Source organism: Amycolatopsis sp. cmx-11-32 (assembly GCF_047608695.1).
Lineage (GTDB): Bacteria > Actinomycetota > Actinomycetes > Mycobacteriales > Pseudonocardiaceae > Amycolatopsis.
The window spans coordinates 376084-397844 of record NZ_JADNQN010000002.1 but is presented as its reverse complement, the minus strand read 5'-3'; the positions used below and the strand labels follow the sequence as shown (position 1 = coordinate 397844).

The following is a 21761-nucleotide window of genomic DNA, read 5'->3' as shown; positions in this document are numbered from 1 at the left end:
CCTGGGCTTTGAGCCGAGACACGGGAGAAGTCGATGACCGCAGTCCAGCCGAAGCCGACCGCGCACAGCGTGGGGGAGACCTTCGATTCCCTCAGCCCGGCGACCGACGAGGTCGTCGGCACCTACCCGGTGCACACCAGGGAGGACGTCCTCGCCGTTGTCGCCCGCGCGAAGGACGCCGCCGCATGGTGGGCCGCGCTCGGCTACGACGGCCGCGCGGAGCGTCTGCGCCGCTGGAAGGGCGTCATCACCCGGCGGCTGCCGCAGCTGTGCCAGGTGGTGCGCGACGAGACCGGCAAGCCGATCGCCGACGCGCAGCTGGAGAGCGTCCTAGCCATCGAGCACATCGCGTGGGCGGGCAAGAACGCGCGCAAGATCCTCGGCAAGCAGCGTCGCGCGGCCGGGCTGATGATGTCGAACCAGGCAGCAACGGTCGAGTACCAGCCGCTCGGCGTCGTCGGCGTGATCGGCCCATGGAACTACCCCGTGTTCACCCCGCTCGGCTCCATCGCCTACGCCCTCGCCGCGGGCAACACCGTCGTCTTCAAACCGAGCGAGTACACGCCGGGTGTCGGGAAATGGCTGGTCGACGCCTTCAACGAGGTCGTCCCGGAATGGCCGGTGCTGCAGCTGGTCACCGGCTTCGGCGAGACCGGCGCGTCGCTCGTCGGCGGAGGCGTCGACAAGATCGCCTTCACCGGGTCGACCGGCACGGGCAAGAAGATCATGGCCGCGGCCGCCGAAAGACTGACGCCGGTGATCATCGAGGCGGGCGGCAAGGACGCGGTCCTGGTCGACGCGGACGCGGACCTCGAGGCCGCCGCCGACGCGACCGTGTGGGGAGCGTTCTCCAACTCGGGTCAGACCTGCATCGGCGTCGAGCGCGTGTACGTCCACGAGCGGGTGCACGACGAGTTCGTCGCGAAGGTCGTCGAAAAGGCGAAGGACGTGCGGGCCGGCTCGGACGCTGAGGCCCAGTACGGCCCGGTGACGATGCCTTCGCAGCTCGCGGTGATCAAGCGGCACATCACGGACGCCATCGAACGCGGCGGCAAGGCACTGGTCGGTGGTGTCGACGCGGTCGGCGACCGCTATGTGCAGCCGACGGTGCTCGTCGACGTGCCGGAGGACTCCTCGGCGGTCAAGGAGGAGACGTTCGGCCCGACCGTCACCATCGCCAAGGTCCGCGACATGGACGAGGCCGTCGAGAAGGCCAACGACACCAAGTACGGCCTCGGCTCGACGGTGTTCTCGAAGTCGCGCGGCATGGAACTCGCCGCCCGCCTGCGCACCGGCATGACGTCGATCAACGCGCCGCTCTCCTTCGCCGGTATCGCTTCGCTGCCCTTCGGCGGCGTCGGCGATTCGGGCTTCGGCCGGATCCACGGCCCGGAAGGACTGCGCGAGTTCGCCCGGCCGAAAGCCGTCGCGCGGCAGCGATTCACCGCGCCGATCGTGCTGACCTCGTTCTCCCGCAAGGAAAAGACCGACGCCCTGGTGGCGAAGCTGATCACCGTCCTGCACGGAAAACGCTGACCCCGCAACTCGCGTGATTGGACGGACAACACGCTGTTGTCCGTCCAATCACACGTGATCGCCGTCTGATCACGAGAGTTCGCCGGTCACGCACCCCGGATGAGGTCCGCGGCCTTCTCCGCCACCATGATCGTCGGCGCGTTCGTGTTCCCGCGCGGCACCACCGGCATCACCGACGCGTCCACCACCCGCAGTCCCTCCACCCCGTGCACCTTCAGCGACGGGTCGACGACGGCGTTCTCGCCCGTCCCCATCGAACAGGTCCCCACCGGGTGGTACAGCGTCTGCGTCTTCTCGCGCACGTAGTCGGCCAGTTCGGTGTCGGTCAGGTCCTGCCGCTCCGGCAGGAACGGCTTGTCCAGGTAGCGCGCCAGCGGACCGGACTTCCCGATCTCGACCAGGGCCCGCAGGCCTGCCAGCATCTTCTCCATGTCCACGGACTCGGCGTAGTAGGCCGGGTCGATTTCGGGCTTCCACAGAGGATTTCCCGACTTCAGCCGCAGACGGCCCCGGCTCGCGACATCCACGAGCGTCGCCGCCGACGTGAAGCCCGGCACTGTCGGTTCGCGCATCCCGTTGTCGTAGAACAACGTCGGCGCGACGTGGATCTGCATGTCCGGCGGCGAAACACCGTCCGCGGCGGGGAAGAACGCGCCCGCTTCACCGATGTTCGAGGCCAGCGGGCCGCGTTTGGTGAGCTGGTAGCGCACCAGGCCGCCCGGCGTCGCCGCGTCCACCAGATCGGTGGTGCCGCGGGTCGACCAGATGATCCCGCAGGCCGGGTGGTCGTGCAGGTTGTCGCCGACGCCGGGAAGAGCGGCCACGACGTCGATCCCGTGTTCCCGCAGGTGTTCCGCCGGGCCGACACCGGAAAGCATCAGCAGCTGTGGCGAGTTCACCGCGCCACCGCTGAGCAGGACCTCGGTGGACGCGCGCACCGTCGTCTCGGTACCTTTGTCCAAATAGGACACGCCGACCGCGCGCGTGCCTTCGAAGACGACGCGTGTCGCCTGCGCGTTGGTCCGTACGGTGAGGTTCGGCCGTGTCGACGCGGGCCGCAGGTACGCGTCGGCGGCCGACCAGCGGCGGCCCTTCTTGCATGTCACCTGGTAGACGCCGGCGCCTTCCTGCGACTCACCGTTGAAGTCGTCGGTGCGCTTGAGTCCCCATGCGACCGCGGAATCCACCCAGGCCTGGGAAAGCTCGTGGGTGAAGCGACGGTCCTCGACGTTCAGCGGCCCGTCGGTGCCGTGCAACGGCCCACCGAGCCGCTGGTTCCCCTCCGCCCGTTTGAAGTACGGCAGGACGTCGTCGAAGCCCCAGCCCTCGGCGCCGTGCCCGTCGCGCCAGCCGTCGTAGTCCGCGCGGTTGCCGCGGATGTAGATCATCGCGTTGATCGAGGAGCAGCCGCCGAGTGTCTTCCCGCGCGGCCAGTACAGGGTTTTGCCGGTGTGCTTCTGCTCGACCGTCTCGTAGTTCCAGTCGAACTTCGTCTTGAACAGCCCGGGGAACGCGGCCGGGATGTGGATCTCGTCGGCGTCGTCCTCGCCGCCCGCTTCGAGCAGGAGGATCCGCGCTGACGGATCCTCGCTCAGCCGGTTCGCCAGCACGCATCCCGCGCTGCCCGCGCCGACGATGACGTAGTCGAAGGAGTCCTGATCGGCCACGGTGCCTCCTGCTGCTGCTCACCCGGGTATTGGCGCCCCGCCAATGGGCTCATCTTGGCCCAGCGCCGCGCTCCGAGCATCCCCCAGTCGAAGGATTGGGGCGCGCTCAGTCGGAGTCGGGTGAAAAAGAGGTCACGCAGGGGCCGCCGTCTGCGCCGTCCTCGGTCTCGACCCGCCCTGGCTTCTGCACACCGTCCACGAGACCGGAGAGGTGCAGGATCGTCTGTTCGGCGGTGGTCAGCACGTCGGCCTTCTCGACGGTGTACCTCGCCTCGCCGTGGATGATCTGCTGCACGCCGTCGCGGGTCGTGTCGGGCACCTCCCCGCACAGCACGGACAACGCGGCCGGGATGTCGCGCGCGTTGATCGCGTCGACGAACTTGGTCCCCGCCTCCTCACCGGTCTTCACGGCCGGCCGGGGCGCGGGCTTCGTCTCGATGCCCGGCAGTGGCTCCGGCTCGCCACCGACCTTGGCGTCGCGCACGCACCAGCCGCCCTCGCCGGGGATCATCGCGATTCCGACGGTCAGTCCCGCGGCGGTGAACGCGGCCGAGTACTCCTGGTCCGCGCGCTGACGCGCGGGCGTGCTGAGCTGCGCGTCCTCGGAGACGGCCATGGTCTGCTCGAAGCTGTAAGACCGCTTCGACCGGATGTCGCACCAGAGCTGACTCACGCGGTCTTCGGCGACGCCGTTCACGAACGACTGGCTCAGCTGCTCCGGCGTCGCACGTGAGGTGGTATCGGCCTTCGTCTCGAAGAAGCCCGGCGTCACGAAACCGGTGAACGCGACACTGCCCGCGATCAGGACCAAGACCAGCGTCAGCATGATCCAGAGCCAGGTTTTCGGCTTCTTCGGCGGCGCGTACTGCCCGTAGGTCATGCGGCAACCGTAGTGAAGTAGGCTCGGGCGGTACCCACGACCTGCGTGAATAAGGAGCGGCCTGCCGTGGCCCGAGTCGTCGTCGACGTCATGCCCAAGCCCGAAATCCTCGACCCGCAGGGGCAGGCCGCGCTCGGCGCGGCCGGTCGTCTCGGCTTCACCGGGATCGCTGAGATCCGTCAGGGCAAGCACTTCGAGATCGAGGTCGACGACTCCGTCGACGATGCGACGCTCGAAAAGATCGCCGAGGGCTTCCTCGCGAACCCGGTGATCGAGCAGTGGACCATCAAGCGGGTCGAGGCGTGAGCGCCCGGATCGGGGTCATCACCTTCCCCGGCACGCTCGACGACGGTGACGCGGCCCGCGCGGCCCGCTACGCCGACGCCGAAGCAGTGCCGCTGTGGCACGCCGACGAGGACCTCAAGGGTGTAGACGCGGTCGTCGTCCCCGGTGGCTTCTCCTACGGCGACTACCTGCGCGCCGGCGTCATCGCGCGGTTCGCGCCGGTGATGTCGTCGGTGATCGAAGCCGCCCACAAGGGCATGCCGGTGCTGGGCATCTGCAACGGCTTCCAGATCCTGTGCGAGGCCGGGCTGCTGCCGGGCGCGATGATCCGCAACGCGGGTCTGCACTTCATCTGCCGCGACCAGTGGCTGCGCGTCGAGAACAACGACACCGCGTGGACCACCCGGTACGAAAAAGACGCCGAGATCCTCATCCCGATGAAGAACATCGACGGCTGCTTCGTCGCCGAGCAGGCCACCCTCGACGAGCTGGAGGGTGAGGGCCGCGTGGTGTTCCGCTACGTGGGCGGCAACCCGAACGGCTCGCGCAACGACATCGCCGGCATCCGCAGCGAGAACGGCCGCGTGGTCGGGCTCATGCCGCATCCGGAGCACGCCATCGACGCCCTCACCGGGCCTTCCGATGACGGCCTCGGCATGTTCTACAGCGCCGTGGACGCCCTCGTTTCCGCTTAGCGGCGTGCTATGAACGGTCCGTTACTTGCAAATTTTGCAAGTAACGGACCGTTCATAGCATTTCAGGACGCCGCGGCCACCAGAGCCGCGTAGGGCCCACCCGCCGCAAGAAGATCCGAGTGCGAGCCCAGCTCGGTGACCCGGCCGCCCTCGATGACCGCGACCCGGTCCGCCGCGGCCGCGGTGTGCAGCCGGTGCGCGATCGCGATCACCGTGCGCCCCTCGAGCACCGCGCTCAACGACCGCTCCAGCTCCCGCGCCGAACCGGTGTCCAGCAGTGACGTCGCTTCGTCCAGCACCAGCGTGTGCGGGTCGGCCAGCACCACTCGCGCCAGCGCCAGCTGCTGCGCCATCGCCGCCGGAACCGCCGTCGCCCCGGCCCCGACCTTCGTGTCCAGCCCGTCCGGCAGCCCGGCCACCCACTCCGAAGCGCCGACCGAGGCCAGCGCGGCCAGCAGTCGAGCGTCGGACCAGTCCCCGGCGGGCAGCGTCAGGTTGTCCCGCAGCGTTCCCGCGAACACGTGGTGCTCCTGGGTCAGCAGCAGGATTTCGCCGCGCAGGACGTCGTCCGGCAGTGTTGACACCTCGGCCCCGCCGATCCGCACCGAACCCGACGTCGGCGCCGACATCCCGGCCAGCAGCCTGCCGAGGGTCGACTTGCCCGCACCCGACGGCCCGACGATCGCCAGCCGCTCGCCGCGCGGCACTCGCAGGTCGATGCCGTGCAGCACTTCGCGGTCCGCGTTGTAGCCGAAGCGCACGTCGCGGACCTCGATGTCCTGGCCGCGCGGAGGCTCGCCGGAAGTATCCGCGACAGTGGTGGGCCGCACGCCCAGCAACCGGCGCAGCGAGGCCCCGGCGACCTGCATGTCCGCGAGCCAGAACAGCGCCTCGTTCAGCGGACCGGTCATGACCTGCGAATACAGCAGCATCGCGGTGATCGTGCCGAGCCCTTCCCAGCCGTTCGAGTAGGCGAGCAGGCCCAGCCCGAGCATCACCGGCACCGGCAGCACGTAGCTGATTTCCAGCGACGGGATCCACCACATCTGCAGTGCCCGGATCTTGCGCTCGCCCAGCATCGCCTCGTCGAGGCCGTCGTGCCCGGCGCGCACGCGGCGGCCGGTCAGGTTCAGCGCTTCGGCGGTCCGCGCGCCCTCCGCGGTCTCGTGCGTGGCCGACTGCAGTTCGGACCACCGGTCCAGCATCCGCCGCATCACGTCCGGCACCCGCCGCTGGTACCAGATGTTCACCGGCACCAGCAGCGGCAGCGCGACCAGCAGCCCGAGCGCCAGGAACGGTGACGTGAGCACCATCGCCACCACGGTGAACACCACGGTGACCGCGGCGATCAAGATCTCGGGCGCGCCGTGGCGCACCGCGTGGTCGATGCGGCTGACGTCGGTGGTCGCCCGGCTGAGCAGGTCACCGGTACCCGCCGCCTCGACCGTGCCGAGTGGCAGGTCCAGCGCGTTGCCGACGAACTCCTCGCGGTTGTGCGCCAGGATCCGTTCGCCGAACACCCGAGCGCGCAGCCGCGCCAGTCCCTTGAACCACGCCTGCGCGCCCAGCACGGCCACGAACGCGATCGCGATCCAGGTGATCGTGGTGGTCGTCGTGCCTCCGGCGACCTCGTCCACCAGCGCGCCCAGCAGTTGCGGCCCGGCCAGCCCGATCGCGGTCGCGACGCAGAACAGGCCGAGCATCACGGAGAACTCACGCTTGTTGTCCCGCGCGGTCTCCTTGATCCATCTTCGGACGTCTTGCTTGTCTGCCAGCGGCAGCTTTTTCATGCTGTGATTTCCTTACCCCCGAGGTGGCGGACGCGGCGACTCCGTCTTCAGGCCACCACTTGCGTACTCACGACCTCGTCGGCGACATGTGTCCACAGTGGACTCTGGCTGAACACGACGGTGGTCTTGCCGCGCCGCAGCTTCGCGACGCGTTCGGTTATGCGAGCTTCGGTGTGCGCGTCGACGGCCGAAGTCGGCTCGTCGAGCAGCAGGACGTCGGCGTCGGTCGCCAGTGCGCGGGCCAGGTTCAGCCGCTGCCGCTGACCGCCGGAAACCTCACGTCCGCGTTCGCCGATCACCTCGTCGACGCCGTTGGGCAGCGCGTCCACGATGTCTTCGGCGTCCGCCGCGTACAGCGCTTCGGTGATCTCGACGTCGCCAGGCTCCGCGGGGGTGACCTGCTCGCGCAGCACCCCGGAGAACCAGATGTCCTGGTTGTGCGCGAAGACCACCCGCCGCCGCAGTTCGCCGAGGGCGACTTGGTCCACCGGGACCCCGCCGCAGAGAGCAGGTTCACTCGGATCGGTGAACCGCGCCATCCGCGAAGCCACCGCCTCGGCATCGGCACCGACGTCGATCACGGTCAGCTTTCCGGCCTCGGCCCTGATCCCGGACGTCTCGTCGTACAGCTCCAGCAGGCCTTCCGGCAGCGGCCGCGGGGACTCCGGTTCGGCGAGCGTGCGTTCGGTGGACAGCAGTTTGCACACCTTCCGCGCCGAGACCAGCGCGGCGCTCAGCACGCCCGCGAACTCGGTCGCCGTCGTCACCGGCACCACCAGGAACACCGAGACGCCGTAGAACGTGATCAGCTCGCCGACGCCGATGGTGCCGTTGATCGCCAGCTGCGCGCCCAGCCAGGTGATGACCACCGTGACCAGGCCCGGCAGCGCGACCTCCGCCGCCGAAAGCCACGCCTCGCTGCGCCCGACCTGGACACCGGCCACGCGGACTCGCTGGCTGGAGCGGCGGAAGCGGTCGAGGAACTGCTTCTCGCCGCCGACACCGCGAAGGATCCGCAGGCCGGAGACGATGTCCGCGGCCAGCGCGTTGACCTCGGTCTTCTCCTCGCGCTGCTTCGTCTGGCGCTTCTCCAGCGGCTTCAGCATCGGGCCGATGCCCACCACCGCCAGCGGGACGCCGACCAGCGCGACCACACCCAGCAGTGGAGATGTCGTCAGCAGCGCCGTCGCGCAAACGATGAATGCGATCAGCGAACCGAAGGCCCGGCCGAGTACCTCGAAGGAGTCACCGATCGGATTGATGTCGCTGGTGGTGATCGCGACCACGTCACCGGTGGTGGTCGTGTCCCGCAGGTTCGCGCCCAGCTTCGCGGCGTGCTCGGTGGCCAGGCGCTGAGTGACCCCGGCGCCGTGGATCCAGCAGCCGTAGGACGCGAAATGCTGCACCGTGCCCGCGAGCGTCTGCGCGATCCCGAGCCCGGCCGCCGCCAGACCCCACAGCCAGACCGAGTCACTGTCGCCGCGTCCGATCGCGTCGATGCCCCTGCCGATCGCGACCGGCAGCAAGGCGATCGGCAACGACCAGAGCGCACCACTGATCGCCGACACGGCGAGCAGTCCCGGGCGCGCGAGCATCATCGCGACCAGGTAGCGCCAGGCGGTCGGCTTGGCGGGCAGCCTCAGTCGCGGAAGGGGATAAGTGGCGGAAAGCACGATTGTCGACGGTAAGCGGATCACCGTCGTCGGCGCGACCGATTTATCCGTGGGCGACGGCAGGGTGAACAGACCCCTCACCTACTCCATCCATGCCCCCGCCACCACCCTCAACGGAGAAGCTCCGCTCCACTGGCCTAATCTGATGGCCGTGGCGAACCCTGATGTGGACACCGTGACCAGCACCGTTGACATCCCCGTCGACACCACCGCACTTGCCGGAGCGACCCCCGAACAGACCCAGCCGTACGTCGAGCTCGGCCTCGCCGACGACGAGTACGCCCGCATCCGGGAGATCCTCGGCCGCCGTCCGACCGACGCCGAACTGGCGATGTACTCGGTGATGTGGAGCGAGCACTGCTCGTACAAGTCCTCGAAGAAGCACCTGCGCTACTTCGGTGAGACAGCCACTCCCGAGATGAAGGAGAAGATGCTCGCCGGTATCGGCGAGAACGCGGGCGTCGTCGACATCGGCGAGGGCTGGGCGGTCACCTTCAAGGTCGAGAGCCACAACCACCCGTCCTATGTGGAGCCGTACCAGGGCGCCGCGACCGGCGTCGGCGGCATCGTGCGCGACATCATGGCGATGGGCGCGCGCCCGCTGGCCGTGGCCGACGCGCTGCGGTTCGGCCCGGCCGACGCCCCCGACACCCGCCGTGTGCTGCCCGGTGTGGTCGCCGGCGTCGGCGGCTACGGCAACTGCCTCGGCCTGCCGAACATCGGCGGCGAGCTGGTGTTCGACCCGAGTTACTCCGGCAACCCGCTGGTCAACGCGTTGTGCGTCGGCGCGATGCGCGTCGAGGACCTGCACCTCGCCTTCGCCTCCGGCAAGGGCAACAAGATCATCCTGTTCGGCGCGCGTACCGGCCTCGACGGCATCGGCGGCGTGTCCGTGCTGGCGAGTGACACCTTCTCCGGCGACGAATCCTCGGGCGGCCGCAAGAAGCTGCCGAGCGTCCAGGTCGGCGACCCCTTCACCGAGAAGGTGCTCATCGAGTGCTGTCTCGAACTGTTCGCCCAGAAGCTCGTCGTCGGCATCCAGGACCTCGGCGGCGCCGGGCTTTCCTGCGCGACGTCGGAGCTGGCGGCGGCCGGTGACGGCGGTATGCACATCTACCTCGACCGGGTTCCGTTGCGGGCCACCGGGATGACCCCGGCGGAGGTGCTCTCCAGCGAGTCGCAGGAGCGCATGTGCGCGGTCGTCTCGCCGGAGAACGTCGAGGCGTTCATGAAGGTCTGCGAGAAGTGGGACGTCATCGCCACCGACATCGGCGAGGTCACCGACGGCGAGCACCTGGTCATCACCTGGAACGACGAGGTCGTCGTCGACGTCCCGGCGCATACCGTGGCACACCAGGGCCCGGTGTACGACCGCCCCATCCAGCGTCCGTCCACACAGGACGCCTTGCAGGCCGACACCTCGGCGAAGCTGCCGCGTCCGTCCACTTCGGACGAACTGCGCGCCGACATCCTCGAACTGATCTCGTCGCCGAACCAGGCGTCGAAGGAATGGGTGACCTCCCAGTACGACCGCTACGTGCGCGGCAACACCGTGCTCGCGCAGCCGTCTGACTCCGGCGTCATCCGGATCGACGAGTCGACCGGCCGCGGCGTCGCCGTTTCGACCGACTGCAACAGCAAGTTCGTCTTCCTCGACCCGTACGAGGGCGCGAAGCTCGCACTGGCCGAGGCGTACCGCAACGTCGCCACCAGCGGCGCGAAACCGGTCGCGGTGTCGGACTGCCTGAACTTCGGCGCGCCGACCGACCCGGGTGTGATGTGGCAGTTCGAGCAGGCCGTGCACGGTCTCGCCGACGGCTGCGTCGAACTCGGCATCCCGGTCACCGGCGGCAACGTCAGCTTCTTCAACCAGACCGGTGACACGGCCATCCTGCCGACCCCGGTGGTCGGCGTGCTCGGCGTGATCGACGACGTCACCCGCCGCATCCCGACCGGTATCGGTGCGGAGGCCGGGGAAACCCTGCTGCTGCTGGGCGAGACCTACGACGAGCTCGACGGCTCCGCCTGGGCGCGCGAGCTGCACGGCCACCTCGGCGGCCGCCCGCCTCGCGTGGATCTGGCGCGCGAGAAGCTGCTCGCCGACATCCTCATCGCCGGTTCACGCGACGGCATGATCTCCGCCGCGCACGACATCTCCGACGGCGGCCTGATCCAGACCCTCGTCGAGACCGTCCTCATCGGACAGTGCGGTGCCCGTGTCTTCCTCGACGCGGAGCAGGATCCGTTCGTGCAGCTGTTCTCCGAATCCGCGGGCCGGGTACTGGTCGCCGTGCCGCGCACCGAGGAACTGCGGTTCACCGAGATGCTCACCGCGCGCGGCCTGCCGTGGCGCAAGACCGGTGTGGTGGACCCGGAATCGGGTTCGCTCGAACTCCAGGACCTCACCGAGTTCACCCTGGACGAGCTTCGGGAGCCCTGGGAGCGCACGCTTCCCGCGCTCTTCGACTGAGGAGCTGAAGGGGACTTTCCCCGCATAGGACGCGGTGAAGGGCGCTTTCCCCCCCATCACATGCGGGGAAAGCGTCCTTCAGCTCTCTTTGGCCAGGACCGAACCGGGCGCGAACTTCGCGCCCTCCAGCAACGGTGCCTCCGCGAAAGCGGTTGTACTGAAGTCGACCGGGGTTTCGACGGTCAGGCCGTCCATCTGCACCCGTCGTTTGAAGGTTGCCCCGGTGAGCCTGAGCTGGCCGCGGATTGTCGCGTGGTTGAGCGAGAACTTCCCGGCGAGTTCGGCGTTCTCGAGGACGAGATGATGCAGCACCTCACTGCGATCCGCGCCGAACCAGCCGACCCGCCTCGCCGTCAGTTCCAGCTTGTCGATCCGCGCGTCGCTGAGGTTGAGCCCGAAGGTCGGACCGGTGGTCCCGGCGTGCGGCAGGACGTCGCGGATCAGCCGTTCGGCCGCGCGCCGGACCAGCCGTTCGCGTTCGGCCTCGGCCCGGTTTTCCGTGACCCACTTGGTGTCACTCTTGAACTTCGGATGGTCGAACGGCCGCCGCAGGTAGGCACACAGCACGTCGAGCACCGTCTGCCGGTACTCCGGCCGCGCCCTGGCCAGCCCCGCGAGCGAATGCATCGCCCCCACCCTGACCTGGTCTGCCTCGTTGCCCAGCAGTTCGATCGACTTGGCGAAGCGCTCGTCCGAGACCCGGCTCCGCTCGATCTCGTGCCGGCCCTCCTCGGTCCGTCTCCGCCGGTCGTTGAGCCAGAGACCGTAGAGCGCGGCGATCGCCCCGCCGGCGAGGGCGCCGGTCTTGAGCGCGTCACCGCGGCTCGTCGCGCGATCCGTCAGCAGCCAGGCGGTCACTCCGACCAGCACCGCGACCGAGGACAGCAACGTCCACAGCAGCGGTGACCGCAGCAGGCGCTTCATCCGTCCTTCACCATGAGCCGGGCGCGGCCGTCGGGCAGGTTCTCGATGACCCAGCCTGGCGGGAGTTCGTGATCCTTGGCCGGTTCCACCGTCGTGTTGTACAGCGACACCGATTCCGGCGCCTTGCGGAACTTCAGGTCGCCGAAGCCCTCGAACCGGGCGCGCCGCAGATCCAGCGTGTTCCTGAACTCGGACTCGCCGAAGTCCGCGTTCTTCGCGAAAACGCTGTCCTTGAACGACGTCTCTCCCGCGAACACCGTGCCGCGGAACTCGGCGTCTTCGGCGAACCGCACTCCGCTGAACCACGCCCGCTGCGAGAACTTCGTTCCGTTGCACCGGAAATACCCGATCCGCTTGTCGACGGCGGTACCCGCGCCGGTCAGGTACACCGGTCCGAGGAAGACACAGCCGGAAAGGTTGGTGCTGCTGTACAGCCCGCCGTAGCGGAGCAGCAGTTTGCCGATCTTCCGGTCCGAAAGGTCGAAGTACTCCAGCACCGCCCCGGTCAGATCGAGGTCGTACCCCGGCGTGCCCTCGGAATCCGCGGCCGGGAGCAGTTCCCCGATGAGCCGCTGGGCGGCCTGCCGCACCTGGAGTTCCTGCTCCTGCTCCGGGTCACCGGGTTTGGGCGGCTTGTTCCCCGGAGGCTTCGCCTCGTCCTTGTATCGCGGATGCGTGAACGGCCGCCGCAGGTACGAGCACAGGATGTCCAGCACGGTCTGTGTGTAGATCGCCCGGCCGCGGGCCAGCCCGGCCAGCGCGTGCAGGGCTCCCACCCGCACCTGGTCGGCGTCGTGTCCCAACAGTTCGACGGCCTTCGCGAACCGCTCGTCCGAGATCCGGTCCCGGTCCTGGTCGGCCCGCCGCAGTTCGAGTTCCTGCCGCTGCCGCTCGATTTCCTGCCGCCGCTCCTCGACCCGGCGCCGCCGGTCGTTGAGCCACAACGCGTAGAGCGCGACGATGGCGCCGCCGGCGATGCCGCCGGTCTTGAGTGCCTCGCTGCGGCTGGTCGCCGGATCGGTCAGCAACCAGCCGCCGACGGCGAGCAGCAGCACGAGCGAGACGACGAACGTCCAGAGCAGTGGAGAGCGGAGCAACCGCTTCATCTGCTCAGAATACGAAGAAGTTGCGGACGCAGAAGGACTTGTCCGGGTTGTCGTCCGAGGAGATCCCCGATCCGCTCACCTTCTTGCCCTTGACCGTGCCCTCGATGTCACCGGTGATGAACCCGTCGCCGATGCCCGCGGTCGAGGTGACCTCCAGCTGCGACGGCGCCGGGGCCATGATGTCGATCGAGTCGCCCATGGTCGCCTTCATGTCCGCGCAGACCAGCGACAGCGCCCCGGCCTTGTCGCCGGCGCTCACCTTGGCCAGGAAGTCCTTGAGGTTCTGGACGCCCTTCGGGTTGCCTTCGGAGCCCGCACCCCCGCTTTCGGTGCTCTTCGGGCTGCTCTTGGGCGCGCTCGACTTCGGGCTGCTCTTCGGCGCGGAAGTCGGGGCCTTGCTGGACGACGCCGGCGGCGGCGCGGCCGTGTTGTTGCCTTCGTCCTTGCTGAGCAGGAAGCCCGGCGCGACGAAACCGGTGACACCGAACGCGATCAGCACGACCACGCCGATCACGATCCCGATGATCAGCCCGGTCTTGCTCTTCGGCGGCGGCGCGGGCGGGCCGCCGTAACCCTGCGGGTAGCCCGGGTTGTTCGGGTCCCAGCCCTGCTGCTGCGCGTTCGGATCCCAGCCTGCCTGCTGCTGCGGGTACTGCTGCGTCTGGTCCCAGCCCTGCTGGGGCTGCTGCTGGTACTGCTGGGTCTGGTCCCAGCCCTGCTGCTGTCCGTACTGCTGAGGCTGACCGTACTGCTGGGTCTGGTCCCAGCCACCCTGCTGCGGATGACCGCCGGGCTGCTGCCCCTGGGGATCTTGGCCGTAGGGCTGGCCTGGCTGGGGTGGGTAGGTCATCGGTCTCGCCTTCCGTACTGGGGCCTGAGGCTGGAGATCAGACGGCAGGCGGTCGGCGCTGGTTCCGGATCCGCCCGTGCCAGGGGTTTCAGGGGGAAGGTACCTCGCGCGCGAAAGCGGCTCCCGGCCGAGGCCGGGAGCCGCTTCTTCACGAAATGCGCAGCTCAGCCGTTGGCCAGTGCCTGCAAGCGGTCGTATGCGCCGTTGAAGGTGTTCTGGTCGAGCGGACTGGAGGTGTACTGCCACACGGTGTAGAAGCCCCAGCCGTACGGCAGCGCACCCACGGTGGAGGCGTAGCGCGCGATCCACAGCGGGACCGTGCCACCGAAGTTCTGCGCCGATCCGACACACGTGTTCCACCAGCTCGTCGAGGTGTAGATGACGGGCCAGCGGCCGGTGCGCGCCTGGTAACGATCGTGGAACGCCCGGATCCATGCCCCCATGGACGCCTGGCTCAAGCCGTAACAGGTGGCCCCGTACGGGTTGTACTCCATGTCCAGCGCGCCCGGCAGGGTCTTGCCGTCCTTGGACCAGCCTCCGCCGTTGTTGATGAAGAAGTCCGCCTGCGCAGCGCCACCGGAGACGTTGGGCAGGGCGAAGTGGTACGCGCCGCGGATGAAGCCCTGGCTGTAGGAACCGTTGTACTGCTGGGCGAAGTACGGGTTCTTGTAACTGGTGCCTTCGGTGGCCTTCGTCCACACGAAACGCTTGCCCTGGCCCCACCAGTAGCCCCAGTCGACGTTCTTCTGGTAGCTGGCGACGTCCATCCCCGCGACGGTCGCGAGCACCCCGGCTTCAGGCTGCGGCCGCGCCGCCCTCTCCTTGGACTCCGGGGTGGAGGTGTCGCCTTCCACCCGCCGGATCTGCGATCCGATCGTGTGGTCGTTCCGCTGGAGATCCTGGTCGATCGACATGATCTCCGGAGACGGGGCGGCCGACGCCTGGACCGTGCTGCCCAGCAGGAGCAGCGCGGAGCCGACGGCGATGGCGATTCTTCGGGAAGTGCGCATACGACAATCCCTTCACGGATAACCCTCGCTGAGGACGACTATTTGCAGGTAGCCGTCCGGGCACGATTGTTGACGACGAGTGCCGGGTTTGTCACTAACTTCCGTGAAATTGGTGCTACGCGTGGGTGATTTTCATTTCCATCTTGGCGGTGCTTTGTGATCTTGTAACACTCAACGGGTGAGTGTTGAGCCGACCGACAACGCGCGTACTCGATCTTCCGCGCCGTTGAACCAGTTCTGGTCGCCTGGCAGGCTGCCCCTGTCCGCGAACTGCCAGATGGTCTGGGTCTTCCAGCTGGCGGGCAGCTCGCCGATCTCCGTGTGGTAGCGCGCGACCCACAACGGGTTCTGCCAGAACAAGTTGCTGTTGCCGGTGCAGCGCTTCCACCAGCTCGTCGACGTGTAGATCGTCGGATGCCGCCCGGTCCGCCACAGATAGGTCTCGGCGAACGACGCCATCCACGCGACCATCTGCGCGGCCGTCTTGCCGTAACAGGTTTCGCCGTACGGGTTGTACTCGACGTCGAGCGCGCCCGGCAGGGTCTTGCCGTCACCGGACCAGCCGCCGCCGTGGTCGACGAAGTAGTGCGCCTGCGAGGCGCCGTCCGAGATGTCGGGGCGTGCGAAGTGGTACGCGCCGCGGACCAGGCCGACGCCGTAGGAACCGTTGTACTGCTGGGGAAACCGGGGATTGACGAATCCGGTGCCCTCGGTCGCCTTGACGTAGACGAACTTCGCGCCGGTCCTGGCCGCGCCGGGCCAGTCGACGTCGCCCTGATGTCCGCTGACATCGTGGCCGAGGGTCTGTCCCTCGCCGCCGTACAGCGGCCCGAGGGCCGAGTTGACGCCTTCGTGCAACGCGATCTGCGAGCCCGCGTAGTGCTCCTCGGCCCCGTCGTATCTGGGCCCGGTTTCCTGTGCCACGGCAGGGGTCTGTGCGAGCAGCAAGACCCCCGCCGCGAGGACGGCCCCCCAGCCTTTTGAACACACTCTGCGACTCATCACGTCGCCACGATCCCCCGTGAAAAGGGAATCAGCGACTCGAACATCACCCGAAAGAGTTGCGCTCGACCTGAATAAATTGGGCCGAGTGGGTTAATCGAGCCCTAACGACGCTCGTCCGAAAGGGCCTTGTCGAGGTGCTCCGATCCGACGATGGCGGTGAGCCGATCGTGCGGATTGACGGCCACCGGATGCCCGGCCAGCAACGGGACCATGTCCCGGCCCAGCACCGCGCGGGCGTGCGGCCATTCGCGCGGGACCAGCGCCTTGGCCGTGTACGCGGGCACGAGCACCCGGCCGTCGGTGTCGTGGAAGCCGATGACCGTGCGCTGCACCGGCGAAAGGGCGTAGACGAACAGCGTCGAGTCGAGGAAGACCCGCGGCAGGTCGGCGGCCGGGCGATGGTTCGTCCGCACCAGCTGCAGCAACTGCTCGAGTTCGTTGCGTGGTTCCGGGAAGCCGAGCGCCTTTGGCGAGGGGCGGTACCGGTCGTTGGAATGGAAGTCCTCGACGATCTCGCCCGCGCCGTTCACCGGATACGCGCCGACGACCGCCCAGGACGGCACCGGGCCGTCGGGGTCGAAGGCCTCGTCGATGACATACAGCCAGCTGTTCGGGTTGGCCCTGGCGTTGGCGCGCATCTCTTCGGTGATCTTCGGCTTCCCCGGTTTCAGCTTGCCCGCCGGGCTCGACGCCAACCGATCCGCCTCGTCCCGCTGCGCCATCGCCATCCCCACGTTCCGGGTGCCTGAAGGTTTGTTCGCGCTCACTCTACTGTTCTTCCATGGCCTCTTCGCGTTCGGTCGACCCCGCTGAGTTACGTGCCGCGATCATGGCGATTTTCCCCTGGTTGAGCGGATCCAGTCCGGATCCGGCCCGTCCAGACCTGGCCGCGGCGGTGCGGCTGAGCCTGCGGACGCTGGCCGCGGACGCGCCAGGGAAGAGTGTCGAAGTGCGGGTGCCACCGTTCGCGGCTGTGCAGTGCGTCGAAGGATTGCGGCATACGCGCGGGACGCCGCCGAACGTCGTCGAAACGGATCCGCGCACGTGGCTGGAACTGGCGACCGGGCAGCTCGGCTGGGCCGACGCCGTCGAGTCGGGGCGGGTCACCGCCTCCGGGAGCAGGGCCGATCTGGCCCGCTGGCTACCCTTGGTCCGCCTCTGAACCTTGGCCCCTTGAGGAGATGAACGGGGCTTTCCTCTCAAACTTCGAGAGGAAAGCCCCGTTCATCTCACTCGTGAGGCGGGGGTCCTACTTCTTCCGGCCGATCCCGCCCGAGATCGTCCGCTGAGCCGTGTTCAGCTCCTTGATCCGCGGGCCGTCCGGCCACCAGTCGGCGCACAGCTTGACGCCGGGCTCGACCATCTCGAGGTCGTGGAACAGCTCCTCGATCTCGGCCTTGGTACGGAAGGTGCCCGAGCCCATCGGGCTGTGGATGAAGAAGTCCTCCATCTTGCGGGCGACCTCGGACAGCTCGTCCTGCGGGTCGGAGAAGTGCGAGATCGCCACGTACGAACCCGAGGGCAGCGCGTCGATGTACCTCTTCATGATCTTGGCCGGATCTTCCTTCGGCCCGTTGTAGTGGTGCAGGGTCCCGAGCTGCAGCAACGCGATCGGCCGCGAGAAGTCGAGGTGTCGGAGGATGTCCGGGTTCTCCAGGATCCGCTCCGGCTCGAAGATGTCGTCCGAGACGAAGTGCGTGTTCTCGTTCTCTTCCAGGAGAGCGCGCCCGTGTGCGAGCACCACCGGGTCGTTGTCGACGTAGACGACCTTGATCTCCGGGTTGATCCGCTGCACGACCTGGTGCGTGTTCTCGGCGGTCGGGAGGCCGGATCCGAGGTCGAGGAACTGGGTGATGCCCGTCTGGCTGGCGACGAACCGGCACGCGCGGATCAGGAAGCCGCGGTTCTCGGTCGCCAGGTCCTGCGCCTCGGGGGCGGCCTGCTGGACCTTCCGCAGCACTTCCCGGTCGATCTCGTAGTTGTCCTTGCCGAGAAGGAAGGCGTCGTATACCCGGGCGATGCTGGCCCGGGTCGGGTCGACACCCACAGGTACTCGTTCCGTCCGGGGCGGGGCGTCGGGCATCTTGAACCTCACAAAACTGTGTCGGAAGTCTCGGACTCTACGTAGAGTAGAACCACGTACGCGGCGGGTAAACCGAGCCATCCCTGTCGTGTCGAGGCCCAAACGTGTACTTTGAGTAGTCGGCTTGATCCCCTGGTGAATAGAGACATACGAAAGGTCCCCGGTCGATGAACGCGGTCAACCCGCCCGGCGGTGAGCAGTCACTGGGTCCCACCGCGCGGCGGATGATCCTCGGCTCACAGCTCCGGCGGATGCGCGAGGACGCGGGGATCACGCGCCAGGAGGCCGGCTACAGCATCCGCGGTTCCGAGTCGAAGATCAGCCGTCTCGAACTCGGCCGCGTCGGCTTCAAGGAACGCGACGTCGCCGACCTGCTGACCATGTACGGGATGACCGATCCCGACGATCGGCAGCAGTTCCTCGACATGGTCAAGGAGTCGAACGAGCCGGGTTGGTGGCGCCGCTACGGCGACCTGATGCCGAGCTGGTTCAACGACCTCGTCGGACTCGAAGAGGCCGCGGCCCGGATCCAGGTCTGGGAGCCGCTGTACGTCACGGGTCTGCTGCAGACCGAGGCCTACGCGCGGGCCATCATGAGCCACGGCCGCAAGGACATGGTCGACGAGCAGGTCGATCGCCGGGTCGCGCTGCGGATGCGGCGGCAGAAGATGTTGTCCCGGCCGGACGCGCCGCGGCTGTGGCTGGTGCTCGACGAGTCGGTGCTCCATCGCCCGATCGGCGACCGCGAGGTGCTGAAGGGCCAGATCGATTACCTGCTGGAGATGATCCTGCAGCCGAACATCTCGGTCCAGATCCTCCCGTTCGACCGGAGCGGCTACTCCGCCGACAGCGCGTTCTCGCTGCTCAGGTTCGCGGAAGAGGAACTGCCGAACATCGCCTACACCGAATATCTGACCGGCGCGCACTACATCGACAAGCGCGACGAGATCGAGCGGTACAGCCGGGCGCTCGACATGCTCGCGGTCGACGCGGAGACGCCGGACCGCAGCCGTCAGATGCTCCTGAAGCGCCGCGCGGAAATCTGAGTCACTCACCGTTGTGGGCTCTTCGCCGTACTGGTGACGGCCGGGATTTTCTTGCCTGCGCGCAAAAAGCCCGTGATGACTGGTAGTCGTTCACCTCTTGGGGAGGCGCGGCCTCACCCGTTTGGGGGACGGGCGGGGATCGAGTTCTCACTGCACGCGAATTCTGCAAAAAATTCTGCACGTGCATTTACCGTTGCAGTCACACGTGCTAACTTTGGGATCACAGGCAAATGCACATGCAGATGCATCGCCCGAAGTCTTGAGTCGGGGAAGGTGGGGACCATGGCTGAACAATTCGACAACGGCATCCCGGCCGATCGTCTTACCGGGGCGCCTTGGCGCAAAGCGAGCTACAGCAACGCGATCGGCAACTGCGTCGAGGTGGCTCCGCTCCCGTCCGGCGAGATCGCGATGCGCAACTCGCGCTTCCCGACCGGCCCCGCCTTGATCTACACCCAGGCCGAGATGGCCGCGTTCCTCGCGGGTGCCAAGGACGGCGAATTCGATGACGTTCTCAGGTGACACCATCACCGCGGAAATCACCGATATCGAAAGCGGTTTGCAGGAGCTGATCCACCGCGGATACCAGTTCGTGCACCCGTGCGACGCGAACGGCGAGGTCACAGCCGTGGTCGGCGTGCGAGTCCACGACAACGTGGTCGACGTGGTCCGGCTCAACGCCGAGGACGACGTCGTGGCGACCCGCATGCCCGGTACCGAGGAGGACATCCTCCAGCCCGAGGTGTGGCTGTGGCGGTTTGCCGGCGACGCGGCGACGGTGCTGACGGCACTGCTCGCGCTCCCGGACGAACGGACGCCCGGCTCACTGTTCCCTTCGGAGACCGCGTCCAAGGGCTGCTGGGTCCCTGGTCGCGGCGGCACGTCCAAGTGGCTAGCCGCCGGGTGAAAAGCGGCCGGCTGATCTCCGACACCCCACTGCACAGTCGACCGCCTCTGTCGAGGGGGAGCGGTCGGCTGGTCGGGGGTCGTGAGTGACGGGTCTTGACACCCGCCCGTCACCCACGGTCACTGAACGCGATGGGATGACCCCGGCGTCGATCGCAGACGCGGGGTCACTTACTGTCATCGACTGAAGCGTGTCCAGTGCCACGTCGCACGACGCGTTGATCTCCGGCTCACCGTTTACACTGGTGGCGGCCTACCCTCTTCTCCCTGGGAGCACCTCGGTGGTTTCCGACCCGTCCCTCGCCGGACAGCCCGTGACCGACCAGCCCGATCCGGAACCCCGTGAGGAATGCGGTGTGTTCGGTGTCTGGGCGCCCGGAGAAGAGGTCGCGAAGCTGACCTACTACGGGCTCTACGCACTTCAGCACCGCGGCCAGGAAGCGGCCGGCATCTCGGTCTCCGACGGTTCGCAGATCGTCGTCTTCAAGGATCTCGGCCTGGTCAGTCAGGTCTTCGACGAGCAGGTCCTGCAGTCGCTGCAGGGACATATCGCCGTCGGGCACTGCCGCTATTCGACCACCGGCGCGACCATCTGGGAAAACGCGCAGCCGATCTTCCGTACCACCGCCACCGGCAGCGGATTGTCGTTCGCGCACAACGGAAACCTGGTCAACACCGCCGAACTGCGCGATCGCACGGTCGCCGCCGGCATCAAACCGCACCTCGGCCTGACCGGTTCGTCCAGCGACTCCGACCTGGTGTGCGGACTGCTCGCGGCCAACGCCGCGGACAGGGGCATCGAGGCCGCCGCGCTGGAACTGCTGCCCACCCTCAAGGGCGCGTTCTGCCTGGTCTTCGCCGACGAGTCCACCTTGTACGCGGCCCGCGACCCGCACGGTGTGCACCCACTGGTGCTCGGCAGGCTCGAACGCGGCTGGGTGGTCGCCAGTGAGACGGCCGCGCTGGACATCTGCGGTGCGTCGTTCGTCCGCGAGGTCGAGCCCGGTGAGCTCATCGCGATCAACGCCGAGGGCCTGCGCTCCTCGCGGTTCGCGAACCCCGAGCCCAAGGGCTGCGTCTTCGAGTACGTCTACCTCGCGCGGCCCGACACCTCGATCGCCGGCCGCAGCGTGCACGCCACCCGCGTCGAGATCGGCCGCAAGCTGGCCGCCGAGCACCCGGCCGACGCCGACCTGGTCATGCCGGTGCCCGAATCCGGCACCCCGGCCGCCATCGGGTACGCGCAGGGCTCCGGCATTCCCTACGGCACCGGCCTGGTGAAGAACGCCTACGTCGGCCGCACCTTCATCCAGCCGTCGCAGACCATCCGCCAGCTGGGCATCCGGCTGAAGCTGAACCCGCTGCGTGACGTCATCCGCGGCAAGCGGCTCGTCGTGGTCGACGACTCCATCGTCCGCGGCAACACCCAGCGCGCGCTGGTCCGCATGCTGCGGGAGGCCGGCGCGCTCGAGGTGCACGTCCGGATCGCCTCACCGCCCGTCCGCTGGCCGTGTTTCTACGGCATCGACTTCGCTTCCCGCGCCGAATTGGTGGCCAACGGCGTCGACCTCGACGGCATCCGCCGGTCCATCGGCGCGGACACCTTGGGCTACATCTCCCTGGACGGGCTGGTCGCGGCTTCGGAGCAGCCGAAGTCACGACTGTGCACCGCGTGCTTCTCCGGCGAGTACCCGATCGCGCTCCCCGAGGACGCCCTGATCGGGAAGCACCTGCTGGAGAGCCTGGACTCGGTCAATGGCGCGGCGAAGCCTGTCAGCCCTGCCGGGTACGGTGCTGAGGACGCCATCCGGCGTCCCTAGTCCTTTCTTCCAGAG

General features: G+C 67.9%; 20 protein-coding genes. 9 read left to right on the top strand and 11 right to left on the bottom strand.

The genetic code is table 11. The features are described 5' to 3' along the window. Window positions 1–33: 33 nt before the first annotated feature. Window positions 34–1536 carry an aldehyde dehydrogenase family protein gene (locus tag ACM6LR_RS06620; protein ID WP_414936838.1) on the top strand — a complete coding sequence of 501 codons (1503 nt, stop codon included), beginning with the start codon at window positions 34–36 and terminating at the stop codon, window positions 1534–1536. 86 nt (window positions 1537–1622) lie between these two features. Here ACM6LR_RS06620 and ACM6LR_RS06615 read toward each other — a convergent pair whose 3' ends face one another. Together ACM6LR_RS06615 and ACM6LR_RS06610 are read right to left on the bottom strand one after the other, a co-directional pair. Continuing rightward, window positions 1623–3203: a GMC family oxidoreductase gene (locus tag ACM6LR_RS06615; protein WP_414943393.1), complete on the bottom strand. Its 1581-nt coding sequence runs from the start codon at window positions 3201–3203 to the stop codon at window positions 1623–1625. A 106-nt stretch (window positions 3204–3309) separates the two neighbouring features. After that, entirely contained in the window at window positions 3310–4083 is a 774-nt protein-coding gene (locus ACM6LR_RS06610; protein ID WP_414943392.1) for a hypothetical protein, read from the bottom strand. 66 nt (window positions 4084–4149) lie between these two features. Here ACM6LR_RS06610 and purS point away from each other — a divergent pair, with 66 nt between their 5' ends. Then, window positions 4150–4389: a phosphoribosylformylglycinamidine synthase subunit PurS gene (gene purS, locus ACM6LR_RS06605; protein ID WP_414936841.1), complete on the top strand. Its 240-nt coding sequence runs from the start codon at window positions 4150–4152 to the stop codon at window positions 4387–4389. Next, window positions 4386–5063, top strand: a complete 678-nt coding sequence (purQ, locus tag ACM6LR_RS06600; RefSeq protein ID WP_076156231.1) for a phosphoribosylformylglycinamidine synthase subunit PurQ — start codon at window positions 4386–4388, stop codon at window positions 5061–5063. The genes purS and purQ overlap by 4 nt, the downstream gene beginning before the upstream one ends. A gap of 62 nt (window positions 5064–5125) precedes the next feature. Here purQ and ACM6LR_RS06595 read toward each other — a convergent pair whose 3' ends face one another. After that, on the bottom strand, window positions 5126–6853 hold the full coding sequence (locus ACM6LR_RS06595) for an ABC transporter ATP-binding protein (protein ID WP_414943391.1): 1728 nt from the start codon (window positions 6851–6853) through the stop codon (window positions 5126–5128). 47 nt (window positions 6854–6900) lie between these two features. Next, complete coding sequence (locus ACM6LR_RS06590; RefSeq protein ID WP_414936844.1) at window positions 6901–8526, bottom strand: ABC transporter ATP-binding protein; 1626 nt, start codon at window positions 8524–8526, stop codon at window positions 6901–6903. A 145-nt stretch (window positions 8527–8671) separates the two neighbouring features. Between ACM6LR_RS06590 and purL the strand changes: the two genes are divergently transcribed. Then, the gene (gene purL, locus ACM6LR_RS06585) at window positions 8672–10996 is read left to right on the top strand and encodes a phosphoribosylformylglycinamidine synthase subunit PurL (RefSeq protein WP_414943390.1); all 2325 of its coding nucleotides are present in this window, start codon (window positions 8672–8674) and stop codon (window positions 10994–10996) included. 78 nt (window positions 10997–11074) lie between these two features. Here the strand turns inward: purL and ACM6LR_RS06580 are convergent, their stop codons facing one another. The 6 genes from ACM6LR_RS06580 to ACM6LR_RS06555 all read right to left on the bottom strand — a co-directional run bounded on the left by ACM6LR_RS06580 (window position 11075) and on the right by ACM6LR_RS06555 (window position 16619). Continuing rightward, window positions 11075–11920: a hypothetical protein gene (locus ACM6LR_RS06580; protein ID WP_414943389.1), complete on the bottom strand. Its 846-nt coding sequence runs from the start codon at window positions 11918–11920 to the stop codon at window positions 11075–11077. Continuing rightward, window positions 11917–13026 carry a pentapeptide repeat-containing protein gene (locus tag ACM6LR_RS06575; RefSeq protein ID WP_414936847.1) on the bottom strand — a complete coding sequence of 370 codons (1110 nt, stop codon included), beginning with the start codon at window positions 13024–13026 and terminating at the stop codon, window positions 11917–11919. The genes ACM6LR_RS06580 and ACM6LR_RS06575 overlap by 4 nt, the downstream gene beginning before the upstream one ends. A gap of 4 nt (window positions 13027–13030) precedes the next feature. Continuing rightward, window positions 13031–13876, bottom strand: coding sequence for a Twin-arginine translocation protein TatA (locus ACM6LR_RS06570; protein ID WP_414936848.1), 846 nt, complete (start codon window positions 13874–13876; stop codon window positions 13031–13033). Between the two features lie 164 nt (window positions 13877–14040). Continuing rightward, complete coding sequence (locus ACM6LR_RS06565) at window positions 14041–14886, bottom strand: lysozyme (RefSeq protein ID WP_414936849.1); 846 nt, start codon at window positions 14884–14886, stop codon at window positions 14041–14043. Between the two features lie 171 nt (window positions 14887–15057). Then, window positions 15058–15888: a lysozyme gene (locus ACM6LR_RS06560; protein WP_414943388.1), complete on the bottom strand. Its 831-nt coding sequence runs from the start codon at window positions 15886–15888 to the stop codon at window positions 15058–15060. Between the two features lie 104 nt (window positions 15889–15992). Further along, window positions 15993–16619, bottom strand: a complete 627-nt coding sequence (locus ACM6LR_RS06555) for a type VII secretion system-associated protein (RefSeq protein WP_414937123.1) — start codon at window positions 16617–16619, stop codon at window positions 15993–15995. A gap of 53 nt (window positions 16620–16672) precedes the next feature. Here ACM6LR_RS06555 and ACM6LR_RS06550 point away from each other — a divergent pair, with 53 nt between their 5' ends. Next, window positions 16673–17053: a sterol carrier family protein gene (locus ACM6LR_RS06550; protein WP_414943387.1), complete on the top strand. Its 381-nt coding sequence runs from the start codon at window positions 16673–16675 to the stop codon at window positions 17051–17053. An 87-nt stretch (window positions 17054–17140) separates the two neighbouring features. On the opposite strand, the gene ACM6LR_RS06545 is transcribed toward ACM6LR_RS06550, so the two are convergent. Then, a complete protein-coding gene (locus ACM6LR_RS06545; RefSeq protein ID WP_414936852.1) occupies window positions 17141–17938 on the bottom strand; it encodes an SAM-dependent methyltransferase in 798 nt (265 codons plus the stop codon). Between the two features lie 203 nt (window positions 17939–18141). Between ACM6LR_RS06545 and ACM6LR_RS06540 the strand changes: the two genes are divergently transcribed. The 4 genes from ACM6LR_RS06540 to purF all read left to right on the top strand — a co-directional run bounded on the left by ACM6LR_RS06540 (window position 18142) and on the right by purF (window position 21746). Further along, a complete protein-coding gene (locus ACM6LR_RS06540; protein ID WP_414936853.1) occupies window positions 18142–19020 on the top strand; it encodes a helix-turn-helix domain-containing protein in 879 nt (292 codons plus the stop codon). A 282-nt stretch (window positions 19021–19302) separates the two neighbouring features. Beyond that, window positions 19303–19542 carry a DUF397 domain-containing protein gene (locus ACM6LR_RS06535; RefSeq protein WP_414936854.1) on the top strand — a complete coding sequence of 80 codons (240 nt, stop codon included), beginning with the start codon at window positions 19303–19305 and terminating at the stop codon, window positions 19540–19542. Then, entirely contained in the window at window positions 19526–19927 is a 402-nt protein-coding gene (locus tag ACM6LR_RS06530; protein ID WP_414936855.1) for a hypothetical protein, read from the top strand. Before ACM6LR_RS06535 ends, ACM6LR_RS06530 begins: the two co-directional genes overlap by 17 nt. A gap of 280 nt (window positions 19928–20207) precedes the next feature. Next, a complete protein-coding gene (gene purF, locus ACM6LR_RS06525; protein WP_414936856.1) occupies window positions 20208–21746 on the top strand; it encodes an amidophosphoribosyltransferase in 1539 nt (512 codons plus the stop codon). Window positions 21747–21761: the final 15 nt, after the last annotated feature.

Excerpts from the sequence above, each read along its gene's own strand:
- ACM6LR_RS06530 (WP_414936855.1), top strand. The coding sequence starts at position 19,526 with ATGACGTTCTCAGGTGACACCATCACCGCGGAAATCACCGATATCGAA.
- ACM6LR_RS06570 (WP_414936848.1), bottom strand. The coding sequence starts at position 13,876 with ATGACCTACCCACCCCAGCCAGGCCAGCCCTACGGCCAAGATCCCCAG.
- ACM6LR_RS06580 (WP_414943389.1), bottom strand. The coding sequence starts at position 11,920 with ATGAAGCGCCTGCTGCGGTCACCGCTGCTGTGGACGTTGCTGTCCTCG.
- ACM6LR_RS06565 (WP_414936849.1), bottom strand. The coding sequence starts at position 14,886 with ATGCGCACTTCCCGAAGAATCGCCATCGCCGTCGGCTCCGCGCTGCTC.
- ACM6LR_RS06560 (WP_414943388.1), bottom strand. The coding sequence starts at position 15,888 with ATGAGTCGCAGAGTGTGTTCAAAAGGCTGGGGGGCCGTCCTCGCGGCG.
- purL (WP_414943390.1), top strand. The coding sequence starts at position 8,672 with ATGGCCGTGGCGAACCCTGATGTGGACACCGTGACCAGCACCGTTGAC.
- ACM6LR_RS06620 (WP_414936838.1), top strand. The coding sequence starts at position 34 with ATGACCGCAGTCCAGCCGAAGCCGACCGCGCACAGCGTGGGGGAGACC.
- ACM6LR_RS06555 (WP_414937123.1), bottom strand. The coding sequence starts at position 16,619 with ATGGCGATGGCGCAGCGGGACGAGGCGGATCGGTTGGCGTCGAGCCCG.
- ACM6LR_RS06550 (WP_414943387.1), top strand. The coding sequence starts at position 16,673 with ATGGCCTCTTCGCGTTCGGTCGACCCCGCTGAGTTACGTGCCGCGATC.
- ACM6LR_RS06595 (WP_414943391.1), bottom strand. The coding sequence starts at position 6,853 with ATGAAAAAGCTGCCGCTGGCAGACAAGCAAGACGTCCGAAGATGGATC.
- ACM6LR_RS06540 (WP_414936853.1), top strand. The coding sequence starts at position 18,142 with ATGAACGCGGTCAACCCGCCCGGCGGTGAGCAGTCACTGGGTCCCACC.
- ACM6LR_RS06610 (WP_414943392.1), bottom strand. The coding sequence starts at position 4,083 with ATGACCTACGGGCAGTACGCGCCGCCGAAGAAGCCGAAAACCTGGCTC.
- ACM6LR_RS06535 (WP_414936854.1), top strand. The coding sequence starts at position 19,303 with ATGGCTGAACAATTCGACAACGGCATCCCGGCCGATCGTCTTACCGGG.
- ACM6LR_RS06575 (WP_414936847.1), bottom strand. The coding sequence starts at position 13,026 with ATGAAGCGGTTGCTCCGCTCTCCACTGCTCTGGACGTTCGTCGTCTCG.